At 54.7% G+C, this 11,503-nt stretch carries 10 protein-coding genes; 4 read left to right on the top strand and 6 right to left on the bottom strand.

Annotated features, from left to right (window positions below):
• The first annotated feature begins 107 nt into the window (after nt 1-107).
• On the top strand, nt 108-1,001 hold the full coding sequence (locus J7I43_RS15920) for a DUF2279 domain-containing protein (RefSeq protein WP_317197085.1): 894 nt from the start codon (nt 108-110) through the stop codon (nt 999-1,001).
• On the opposite strand, the gene J7I43_RS15915 is transcribed toward J7I43_RS15920, so the two are convergent.
• Entirely contained in the window at nt 998-1,498 is a 501-nt protein-coding gene (locus J7I43_RS15915) for a phosphoribosyltransferase family protein (protein WP_209146821.1), read from the bottom strand. The two genes, J7I43_RS15920 and J7I43_RS15915, sit on opposite strands and share 4 nt — an antisense overlap.
• Nucleotides 1,499-1,562: 64 nt before the next feature.
• On the opposite strand from J7I43_RS15915, the gene J7I43_RS15910 reads away from it, so the two are divergent.
• A complete protein-coding gene (locus J7I43_RS15910; protein ID WP_209146819.1) occupies nt 1,563-2,861 on the top strand; it encodes a (Fe-S)-binding protein in 1,299 nt (432 codons plus the stop codon).
• An 11-nt stretch (nt 2,862-2,872) separates the two neighbouring features.
• Nucleotides 2,873-3,655 carry a (Fe-S)-binding protein gene (locus tag J7I43_RS15905; protein WP_209146817.1) on the top strand — a complete coding sequence of 261 codons (783 nt, stop codon included), beginning with the start codon at nt 2,873-2,875 and terminating at the stop codon, nt 3,653-3,655.
• 376 nt (nt 3,656-4,031) lie between these two features.
• Here the strand turns inward: J7I43_RS15905 and J7I43_RS15900 are convergent, their stop codons facing one another.
• The 4 genes from J7I43_RS15900 to J7I43_RS15885 all read right to left on the bottom strand — a co-directional run bounded on the left by J7I43_RS15900 (nt 4,032) and on the right by J7I43_RS15885 (nt 8,884).
• Complete coding sequence (locus J7I43_RS15900) at nt 4,032-4,277, bottom strand: hypothetical protein (protein ID WP_209146815.1); 246 nt, start codon at nt 4,275-4,277, stop codon at nt 4,032-4,034.
• A 136-nt stretch (nt 4,278-4,413) separates the two neighbouring features.
• The gene (locus tag J7I43_RS15895; RefSeq protein WP_209146813.1) at nt 4,414-4,593 is read right to left on the bottom strand and encodes a hypothetical protein; all 180 of its coding nucleotides are present in this window, start codon (nt 4,591-4,593) and stop codon (nt 4,414-4,416) included.
• Between the two features lie 71 nt (nt 4,594-4,664).
• The gene (locus J7I43_RS15890) at nt 4,665-8,171 is read right to left on the bottom strand and encodes a PKD domain-containing protein (RefSeq protein ID WP_209146811.1); all 3,507 of its coding nucleotides are present in this window, start codon (nt 8,169-8,171) and stop codon (nt 4,665-4,667) included.
• A gap of 71 nt (nt 8,172-8,242) precedes the next feature.
• Complete coding sequence (locus J7I43_RS15885; protein ID WP_209146808.1) at nt 8,243-8,884, bottom strand: hypothetical protein; 642 nt, start codon at nt 8,882-8,884, stop codon at nt 8,243-8,245.
• A gap of 138 nt (nt 8,885-9,022) precedes the next feature.
• Here J7I43_RS15885 and J7I43_RS15880 point away from each other — a divergent pair, with 138 nt between their 5' ends.
• The gene (locus tag J7I43_RS15880; protein ID WP_209146806.1) at nt 9,023-10,477 is read left to right on the top strand and encodes a geranylgeranyl reductase family protein; all 1,455 of its coding nucleotides are present in this window, start codon (nt 9,023-9,025) and stop codon (nt 10,475-10,477) included.
• On the opposite strand, the gene J7I43_RS15875 is transcribed toward J7I43_RS15880, so the two are convergent.
• Nucleotides 10,461-11,501: a polyprenyl synthetase family protein gene (locus tag J7I43_RS15875; protein WP_209146804.1), complete on the bottom strand. Its 1,041-nt coding sequence runs from the start codon at nt 11,499-11,501 to the stop codon at nt 10,461-10,463. The two genes, J7I43_RS15880 and J7I43_RS15875, sit on opposite strands and share 17 nt — an antisense overlap.
• Nucleotides 11,502-11,503: the final 2 nt, after the last annotated feature.

Genomic DNA, 11,503 nt, shown 5'->3' with positions numbered 1-11,503 from the left:
CGGTAAAAGTCTTTTTAAAAAAGGCTGCGGGCGGCATTTGCTTCGCCGGCAGCCTTTTTTGTATACACCCGGCCTCCGCGGGAACACGTTGCGATTCGTTGCCCGTTGTGCAGGACAGCGCGCATTACACCGGTTTTTTCGACATCCCCGACCAGCCCGCGAAAGGCCGCATCTGGGCGCTCAGCGGGGCCACGGCTGCCGTGTACACCAACTCCCTGCTGGTGCTGAACCGCTTTTGGTACAGCGGTTATTCGCAACGCAGCTTCCACACCTTCAACGATTCGGGGGAATGGCTGCAGATGGATAAAGCGGGGCACGTTTTCAGCGCTTACATGTTGTCCAAATACAGCCGTGAAATATGGCGCTGGAGCGGGTTGCCGCGCAAACAGCAGATATGGATCGGCGGCATGAGCGGTCTGGCCTATCAAAGCGTGATAGAGCTGCTGGACGCGCATTCGGAAAACTGGGGATGGTCCTGGGGCGATATGGCCGCCAACGGCATTGGCGTGGCCGTGATGATGAGCCAGGAACTGGCCTGGAACAACCAACGTTTCCAGCTGAAATTCTCGTCCTATCCCGCGCGTTATGCAGACCCGGTGCTGAAAGCCCGCGCAACCGACCAGTTCGGGCATACCTGGGCGGAAAGAACGCTCAAAGACTATAACTCGCAAACCTACTGGCTCAGCCTGAACCTCAGCAGCGTGATGCCGGAAAGCCGCCTCCCCCGCTGGCTCAATATTGCCGTGGGGTACAGCGCCGATAATATGTTCGACGATTACGTCAACCTCTGGACGGACGAAAACGGCGTTACACACGATTATACGCGGCTGAAACGCAAACGCCAGCTCATTTTTTCACCGGATATCGACCTGACGAAGATCCGCACGAAACACAAAGGAGTGAAAGTGCTGTTCCAGGTACTGAACATGATCAAAATACCCGCGCCCGCGTTGGAGCTGGATCTGAACGGGCGGCTGAAGATGCACGCCCTTTATTTTTAATTGGTAAGATAGGCTGAAGAGATCTCGTCGCCGGAAACGTCTACCATCACCATGTCCTGCAGCGTAGTGGCGAGGCTGTAGCCCACAAAGTCCACAGACAGCGGGAAAGATTTATGTTTCCGGTCTACCAGTACGGCTGTTTGTATTTTTTTGGGGAGGAACTGCAAAAAGGGTTTGAGCGCATACAACATGGTGCGGCCTGAATTGGCCACATCGTCAATCAGCACGATCACTTTGCCGGTAAAGTCCAGCTGGCGGGAAAGCTCCACTTCCGCCGGTTTCTGTTTATCCAGCTTCACTTCCATTACTTCCACGGTAAAGGGAGCGATGCGTTGTAAATGCGCGGCGATCTTTTGCGTGAGAATGGAACCGCGGTCCCAAATGCCCGCCAGTATTACAGAAGGCTCGTCGTAATTGTGCTCATATATTTCATACGCAATCCGTTCAATCTTCTTTTCGATCGCCTCCTGCGTGAGGATAACGTTCCTATTTTCCATATCTCAATTTTGTACAGCCGTAAAAATACATAAATTGCAACTAACAACCGGTCAAATCACGCATATGCAAATTGTTTCTCAACTGCTTTTCCTGGTGGCGCTTGTCGCCGCCGTTTACTTCTTCTCGCGCAGGGTGGCGGGTATACGGCGGAACATCCTGCGGGGAAGGGATATAGACCTTAGCGACCAGCCCGCGCTGCGCTGGAAGAACCTGGTACTGCTTGCATTCGGTCAGAAAAAGATGTTCCGTAACCCGCTGGTGGCGGTATTGCACTTTTTCGTCTACGCCGGTTTTATCATTATCAACCTGGAAATACTGGAGATCATCATAGACGGCGTGGCGGGCACCCATCGTATATTCGCGCCCGTGCTGGGGCCGCTGTACGGCATACTGATCGGCTGTTTCGAGATACTGGCGGTGCTGGTGGCCGTTTCCTGCGCCATCTTCCTCGTTCGCCGCAACATTCTCAAGCTCAGGCGTTTTCTGAGCAAAGACCTCGACGGATGGCCGCGGTCCGACGCCAATTACATCCTCATCACTGAGATCGTGCTGATGGCGCTGTTCCTCACCATGAACACGGCAGACGGCATCCTGCAAAGCCGCGGCGTGCCGCATTACGTGCCCGTGCAGCCGTTTTGGGTCACACAGCACTTTGCGGGCATCTTTAACGGTCTTTCCGATTCAACCCTTATAACCATTGAAAGAACGGCCTGGTGGCTGCATATCCTCGGCGTGCTGGCCTTTCTCGATTATCTTCCGTACTCCAAACACCTGCATATCGTGCTGGCCTTCCCGAACGCGTATTATACGCGCCTGAAACCGAAAGGCAGAATGGACAATATGCCCGAGATACAACAGGAAGTATTGTACGCCATGCAGCCGGAACTTGCCGCCAATGCGGCCCCCGGCGATACGCCGCCGAAGTTCGGCGCCAAAGACGTGCACGACCTCACCTGGAAAAACCTGCTCGATGCATTTGCCTGCACGGAATGCGGCCGGTGCTCCGCGGCATGCCCTGCCACGCAAACAGGCAAAGCGCTTTCCCCGCGACTGATCATGATGAAAACGAGGGACCGCGCGGAAGAGATCGGCCGGCAAAACGGCGAAGCGGGCGACAAAACGCTGCTGCGCGGTTACATTACCGAAGAAGAGCTTCGCGCCTGCACCAGCTGCAACGCCTGCGTGGAAGAATGCCCGGTAAGCATCAACCCGCTCGATATTATTTTACAGATGCGCCGCCACCTCATTATGGAGGAAAGCAGCGCGCCGCAGGAATGGAACATGATGTTCTCCAACATAGAAAACAATATGGCGCCCTGGAAATTCAGCCCGGACGACCGTGATGCCTGGATCAACAGTTAAAACACAAGTGTATGCAGATCAAAACAATGGCCGAATATTTTGCCAATGGAGAAACGCCGGAAGTGCTCTTCTGGGTGGGATGCGCAGGCAGCTTTGACCAGCGCGCGCAGAAGATCACCCGGGCTTTCGCGGAGATACTGACCAAAACCGGCACGCAGTTCGCCGTATTGGGCAAGGAAGAAGCCTGCACCGGCGATCCCGCGCGCAGAGCCGGCAACGAGTTCCTGTTCCAGATGATGGCTTACAACAACATCCAGGTGCTGAATAATTACGGGGTGAAAAAGATCGTGACGGCCTGCCCGCACTGCTTCAACACCATCAAAAACGAATATCCCGAACTGGGGGGAAGTTATGAGGTGATCCATCACACCACTTTCCTGCAGCAATTGATAGACGAAGGCCGCATTAAAATAAAAGAAGGCGGATCGTTCAAAGGCAAAAAGATCACTTACCACGACAGCTGTTACCTTGGCCGGGCGAACGGCATCTACGAAGCGCCCCGCGCCGTGCTCGAAACGCTGGATGCCGATCTCGTGGAAATGAAACGTTGCAAAAGCAAAGGCCTGTGCTGCGGCGCGGGCGGCGCGCAGATGTTCAAGGAAGAAGAAAAAGGTACAACGCGCATCAACTTCGAAAGAGGCCACGAAGCCGTAGCCACCGGCGCTTCCGTGATAGCGGCCAATTGTCCTTTCTGCATGACGATGCTCACCGACGGCGTGAAAGAAGCGGGGAAAGAAGATAGCGTAAAAGTGTTGGATATCGCGGAAATTATTGCGGCGGAAATGAAGGAGTAGTTTTGCGGGAACAGAACCATGCGATCACAAAAGCGGCGGCAAACCCGCCCAGCGCGATCAATTCATTTTTTCCCAGCGCAATGGCGGAAATGACAGCATTACCAGCGGCACCCATAAAAAACCTTTGAACGATTGTTTATTGAGCCACCGGTAAATAATTCCCGCCAGCGCCCATAACGCGGTGTATACCAACCAGAATATCGACACCATCAGCAACACAACGGCATTCTACCGCGGGCTGCCGTGAATAGGAAAAATAACATGCGTCAGCACGAACACCCATATGGCGCAGGGTAAAATATAGAGACTGATAAATCTTCCAAGTTTCATAGGTAAGCGATTAAAATATAACGATGCGGATGAAGCCTGCATGAGGTTACGCTTCTCCCTCTCTGATCTTGCGAATCTTTTCTAACTCGATAACATCGATCTGGTCTTTTGGACGATTTACTATTTTTTTATTCTCAATGAGATGATTAATATGCAGGAATGGAACAGAAACGCCCTCAATATCAGCAATTGAAGCCATTTGCAAACATTCATCAAAGGATAGCTGCTCCAACCCTTTCATATTACCGAGAATATCCAGCTCTATTCCTTTTCCAGCGTATCTTCTAACCACATATCCAGGTCATCAGTGTTCCTGTTATATCCATGAAAACGGGTTGCGAATCCACCAACCATAATGTATTTAACCCCCTTCTCATTCAAGGTTCGCCAAAACCTGATCAGTTCTTCATCTAAAAAATCCATTCCTTCTATTTATGGGTAATTTTTGCCTTTTTATATAAGGCATTTACGCGCAGCATTTGGGTAAAAAGATGCAACTTTTCAATATCCGGACGATATATGTCACGCCGAAGCCGTTCCTCGTCGTTAGTAAAAGACAACTTAGGCTCAGGTGTTAACTTTTGAGATGTTTGTTTCTTCACTGACATGATAATGCGATTTACCAATTCTTTGGTAACAAATAAAACTCCTAGACTGATCAAAACCACTTCCGGACCTCTTACCTCCTTTTCCCAAACGGCAATAATTTCCCCACCGTCCCTTTGATCAGCGTTTTCGCAATGCCCGTTGTAAGCTGGATAGCCCCGCTCACGGCCATGTTCATCAGTTGTTCGCCGGATTGCCTGTCCAGCCGGAAAGACGGCGGCGGGTTGTTTTCATCCACCATTCTCACCCCGCTCATCGTGGAGCGGTAAGCGGCGGTGCCGGGGTAATACATTTTGATATCGTCGCTGATGTATTTTTCCAGTTTATCGAAATCGTGCCGCTCCAGTTCGTCTACCGGGCAACAATCATCACGCCTGTCTTTCGGCCGCATGATCAGCGGATACGGGTCGCAGGCCTGTATCACGAACAGCGCCGTGCGGTCGATGTACAGTTCGCTTTCCCCGCCTTCCTGGAACACGGCGATAAAACAGGTGATGCGCGTTTTTTCGGCCGTCACTCTTACGGACATATGCACCCATTCGTCCACGGCTGCGGCTTCTACCCATTTGATATCTTCAGAAACCGGGCTGGTGCCGCCCGTTGGGTCTATACCGATCCTCGCCACGCCCCTGCTGCGGGTGGGCAGGTGGTAAAACGCGGTGAGCTCGTAATCCCAACCCACGTTCGCACAAATGCCCTGGCGGATGCCCGCAATGCCGGAGCCTTCGATGGTAACGCCCTGCGTCCGCTGCCCGTCGCGGCAGATAAATTCATCTGGAATAAAATACGCTGCTTTGAACGGCGGCACGTCGCCGCTGGCGGGGTCCATGATCAGCACGGGCGATGCGAAAGGCTGCCATTCGTTCGCCACGATCGCATCTTCCTGCGTGTTCCGCGCTTCTTTCTGCGGTTTATAACGGAACCCGTCTTCAAAATGGGCGTTTTGCAGCTCGGTAACGGTGATGAGCGAATACGCGGTGCCTGCGCCGCCATCGTCGTCCTGCACGGTCACCTTCGCTACGTAATTGCCCTTGCAGGTGTACACATGCGAAGCCGAGGCGATGCCCACGCCCTGCGGCGATTTATTTTTCTCGCGGATGGTCGCCATTTTGATATGCCCGTCCCCGCAATCCCAGGTGCCTACATGCGAATCGCACCAGCCTGCGTCTATAAATACCGCATCGAGACGAACGGGCTGATTTTTCAGCACGCAAAGGCGTTTGTAAGTATACACTTTCGGCGCCACGTTCACTACGTTTACCAGCATTGTGGTTTCGCCCACGCCGCCCGCACTGTCCTGCACGGTGAGGCGCACGGTATAACTGCCGTTATCGCACCAGGCGTGCTCGGCGCTCATGGTTCCCTGCGCCTGCGGTTCCTGGTTGGTTTCCGTAACTGTCAGCGTTTGCGGCGCGGTATTGTCGCCGAAATCGATGATCGCCTTATGCGTGTCCAGCCAGTTATCGTCGGTGAAGCCTGCTTTCAGCGTTACCTTCTGCCCTTCTTCGATGGTGATCACGGGTATATCGAATTGCACGACGGGCGCAACGTTCTTCACGTTCACCCGCGTGTAATGCCGCGTGGTGGCGCCGCCGTTTTCATCTACCTGGATCTGCACGCGCGCCACGTACACGCCGCTTCTGCCGAAACGGTGGGAAACGTTGCGCAGGTTGAACGATGCGCCGTCTCCCGCCAGCCATAAGGCTTTCGAGGTCGGTTTGTCCGCCCCGCCGTTGAAGTTTACGAACGCATTGCCGGTGATGTTGTACGGGCCGTGCGAGCGCGCCATGTCTTCAGAAGTAAGTGCGAATGTGCTGGTGATGATCATGTTGCCGGCGAACACAAGACCGGTGGGGTCGATGATCACCGGGTTCTCGAAACGCGCCTGCACGTTGCCGATTGCGTCAAGACTGCCGGGCCATGCACCGATGCCGGTCACTTTACCGGATTCGTCTTTCGCCACTACGCCGCCGATTTTCGACGCGATGCTTTCCACTACCGCCATAATGATAAGACCGATGATCAGCCCGATCACCCCGAAGGTGAGGAAGCCGAGAAAGGCCACCAGCAGCCATGCGCCGGCGCCGAGGTCTACGTCTGGCTCGCCGATCAGTTCGTGCTCGAGCATTTGCGTGCCGTCTGATTTGTCCACCCACTTCAGCCCTACGCGCTGATCGAAACCTGCATCAATATCGATACTGTCGAGCACGGCGTCCACGATGGTCACTTCGCCGTTCACGCTCAGTTCGCCGACGTGCAGGCCAAGACCGATGCTGTTGAGCTTGACGGTTTTGCCTTCCACTTTTTCGTCGAGCGTGGTGGGCAGGTCGCCGTATTGATCGTTCACGGTCTTGTTAAATTCCTGCCGCACTTTGGCTTCGCTGGTGGCGATGGCAAAGTCGCGGCCCGCGGGCACGAAGCTGGTTACCGCGCCGGGATTGCCGCCTCCGCCGCCGTTGATGCACAGGGCGAAACCGTCGCTGTAAGCCTGCGGCGTTACGTCGTTGATGGTGGTGGTGCCGCTGGGGTCTTCCACTTTCCATATCTGTATCTTCTGCCGGGCCAGCAGTTCGTCGCGCACGCGCGCGGCGATAAAACCTTCGATCTGCGCCAGGGTGGGCACAAATACTTCCACATCGCCGAAGGCGTGCAGCGGGCCGCTGGCGGCGGACGTAAAGTTCGTTTTGATAAGCGCTTCAAGGTCGTACCCGCCGATGTTGGCGGCGGTTTTATTGGAGTTGTAATTGGTTCCTTCAATGCCGGGCGCGGGCGTTACATTTTCGAGCGTAACGGTGGCGGTGGAAGTTTTTACGAAGATGCGGTCCGTGTCTTCCGTGTATTCCGCCAGCATCACGGCGGTGCCGGTAATGCCCATCGGCGTGGCCAGTTCGAAGCCGGCGAAACTGCCGGTGATATCATAAAAACGGAGATAACAGGGAATGTTGACCTTCACATGCCCGGGGTCCGGCTTTTCGATGGTGATCTTTTTGGCCGGGTTGTTCACATCGTCGTACAACTCGGTATGCACCTTCATGCTGAACGGGCCGAAAGAGATGGAAGGGTCTGGCGTGATCTGGGAAGGAATGGCGCCTTCCTGGTATTTTTTATGCACAAACTCTTCGATGGCCGCCGTGGTGATGGGCGCAATGGGATCGCCGCTGGTGATGGTCACGCTTACGGCATCAGCGGGCATGGCCGTGAAGTCCGCGCCTATCTCGTGATTGGCCGGATCGGTCTCGCGGATGGGCACGCGCACGCGTACATCCGCGTTGATGTCGAACAGTTTGGCCGCGTCGATGGGCGGGTTGGCGATCTCGATATGATTGATGGTACCGAGTTTGATGCGTACGCCGTTCACGCCGGTGTCCATTTCAAGATCGAGCTGCTCTTTCGGGATCTGTACATGCCCGCTGGCCACCTGGTAAGGGCCGAAAGTGATGGTGTTGGGAATGTTGATGTATTCAGGTATCACACCGGGGCCGCTGGCGTCGCCGCCGGATTTCCATGCGGCCAGCAGCAATTGTTTCAGGGCGGGAACGGTCAGTTCCGCAATTACTTCAAAACCATGCGTATTTGCCATTTGATGGGGTTTTATGGGGATTTAACTGCAATGAAAAACGATATGGTGATGCTCATGCCTTCAATGATCGCTTATTTCGTTTTGCCGTTCGACCGGTTCATCCGGAAGCGGATATTGCGTAAGGGAAATTTGTCCTGTTTTTTTACGAGCGCTTCCACAACACTTTTTTCCGCCAACTGCGGATGGGTGGCCTCGAGCCGGCGGTATTCCAGCAAAGGTGTTATCACGGCATGCTTGCCGTTAAAACTTTCCAGCGGGTCTGTTACTTTACCGCCTTCTACTTTCACCGGTCTTTTCACGCTGTCGAGTATTGCGTCGATCTCTGCCTGGGGCAGCGCCAGTTTAACGGGGCCGGATGCCGCGGCAGCTTTGGTTTTCGGCTTGGGCGCGTTTTCATCGTCTGGCCGCGAAAGCAGTGCGGAAAGGTTTTGCCGCAGCGCCGCGGCGTCGCGCAGGTCGAAGGGTTTGCCGGTGGCGGTGAAGATCTGTTGCTGCAGCGTTTTCACCTGTTCTGCGCCGGTTTTACCGAAACGCACATGCGCAGCGATCTCTTCCTTTGCTTCGGGCGTAAAGGAATAACCGATCTTTTCCAACGCCAGCAAAGGATTTGCAAGGGCCAGGAAGGTGAGCGACGGGTCTTTGCCGTGCTGTTCGATGATACGGGGCATCTGCTGCTGCAATTCTTTCAGGGAGGAAATCTTTCCTTTTTCCATAAGAAGCGTTTTTTATTGGGGCGAATGTATGCAGTACGTTGTGCTGATGATCTGGGGCTCGGAGTTGTATATCAAATTTAAGTAAAACCGCTGATACGGGCTGTTATTTTTCGTAAATTCGGTATAAACCCCAGCCCCATGAAACTGCATATAACCCCGCAGTACGATACGGACGTGTTGATCGCCGGCGGAGGCCCCGCAGGCGCTTCCTGCGCATACCATCTTGCCGCGCAGGGCATCAGGGTCACGATTCTCGATTACCAGCTATTCCCGCGAGACAAGGTGTGCGGCGATTTTGTAGGCCCGGTCGCCATCCGCGAGCTGGAAGGCATGGGCATTCACCGGCAGGAAAAGTTCCGCAAAACGAACGTCATCACCCAGGCCGCGCTTTACCTGGACGGACGGCCGATGATCACCAAAAACATCCCGCTGGTAAGCGGCATACCCGATCATGGCCGCGTGATCCCACGGATGGAGCTGGACCACTGGATACTGGGAGCCGCATTGCAGAAAGGCGCGAAACTCGTGCCCGGCAGGCTGCTCGATTACCAGGTGTTCAGCAACGGCGTGCTGGCGCAGCACAAAAAAGGCGCGCTGTTCGCGAAAATGATCGTCGGGGCAGACGGCAGCAGCTCCACCGTGGCGCGTTTGCTTACCGGCAGCAAACCAGCGTCGGAAGACAGGATACTGGCCGTGCGCGCGTACTACAAAAACGTAAAATGTATTGCGGACCAGGCGGAACTATATTTCACCTCGCAAAGTTTCCCCGGTTATTACTGGTTCTTCCCCACCGGGCCGGATACCGCGAATGTGGGCGTGGGCATGGTGCAGGAAAATTTCCCGCAGCAAGACGTTAATCTCAAACAATTATTGCTCGAGCTGATCGAAAAAGACCCCGCGCTGAAAGCGAAGATCGGCAACGGTGAAATGGAAGATAAAGTAGCGGGCTGGCCGCTGGCCACGTACAATCCCGCACATCCCAAAATCGCGGACAGGCTGGTGCTCGTAGGCGATGCAGCCGGCCTCATCAACGCGCTGAACGGCGAAGGCATCCAGTACGCCACGCTCAGCGGGCGCTGGGCGGCGGAAGCCATTACCGAATGTTTCCGGCGGCAGCAGTTCAGCGAAGCGGCGCTGGCGCCGTATAAAAAGAAGATCGTGGAAGAGCTGGGGTTCGACATGTCGCTTTCCAATACGCTGATACAATTCATCCGCAACCGGAACCTTAACCCCCTGTGGTTAAAACTGCTCGACATCATCGTGCAAAAGGCCCGGCAGGACGATGCCTATGCCGATGTTGCGGGCGGCATTCTCGCCGGCCTCAAACCCGCCAACGAAGCAATGAGCGCGTCGTTCATCGGCAAGAGCATCCTGCAGGGCGCGCAAACGCTGGCAACGGACGCGTTCCGCGAGGCGTCCAAAGGCCCGGCCAACCTCACGCGGCTGGCCTGGGGCGGTATGCTGTTCGGGGTACAGACTGCCGGCGATGTGATGCAGCATCCGGGGAATTATGTGAGCTGGGGGAAAGGTATTCTCAGCAATTCCTTTCAGCTGGCGGGGCATGTGTTGAAAGGGATCAATAATCACGGTTGATCATATAAAGGATCATGCTTTCGATAAACTGTTTATCCTCCGAATCGGGCAGGTGGCCGAATACGGTGTAGAACTCCTTCAACGCAGCACCGGCAAGGTTTTGCGCGTTTTTCCTGCCGTAGTCTATGCAGTCGTATTTTTTCATCAGCCGCATCACCCATTCCGTTTCGTCGGGTAAACGCAATACGCGCCTTTTTGCGAGATAGGCTTCGAGTTTTTGCTTTTCTTTTTTATTGCAGGAATTGAGCAGGTAGATCAGCATGAGGGTGCGTTTGCCTTCGAGCACGTCGCCACAGATCTCTTTGCCATATTTATTTTGATCTCCGATAAGGTTCAGCAGGTCGTCCTGTATCTGGAAAGCCGCGCCGAGGTAGTACCCGAAGCGGTTGAACATATCCGCGTCTATTGCGCCGCCGGAGCCGATGATGGCGCCGATGCGCAGCGGGTGGATACAAGTGTACCAGCATGTTTTTTTGAGGATCATGCGCAGGTAATCGTCTTCTTTCAGGTCGCAGAGATTGTCCTGCCGCCAGCCCAGCTCCATGGCCTGGCCTTCCACGCTTTCCAGCACCATGTGCTCTATTTCCGAAAACACCTGCCAGGTAAGATTAGGGCCGAGGGTGAAGATGTTATGCATGAGCGGTTTGATGCTGAGCACGTTCATCGCATCGCCGACGTTGATGGCGATGGGGATGCCGTGCGCGGCGTGCATGGTAGGGCTTCCGCGGCGGTCGTCGCTTTCGTCTTCGATATCGTCGTGCACGAGAAAGGCGTTGTGGAATAATTCCAGCGCAATGGCGGAGTTCATCGCTTCGGCGGTGGTGCCGCCAAAAATATTGCAGGCGGCGAGGCACAATCCGGGCCGGAACCCTTTGCCGCCGCGTTTCGGGTACAACGTCACCAGGTCGTAGAGATATTTTTTCGGCTCACGGTCCGGGATGATGCTTATCAGCGTTTGGAGACTGAGGTCGCGGTAAGCGCCCAGCTTCGCCAGGAATTGTTCCTGTATGTCTGTGGAGAGCATGC

Origin of the sequence: Chitinophaga chungangae (assembly GCF_017742215.1) — a bacterium.
In the GTDB taxonomy this organism is placed as follows: Bacteria; Bacteroidota; Bacteroidia; order Chitinophagales; family Chitinophagaceae; genus Chitinophaga; species Chitinophaga chungangae.
Note: the sequence above shows the minus strand (reverse complement) of the source record. Positions and strands in the feature narration are given on the sequence as shown.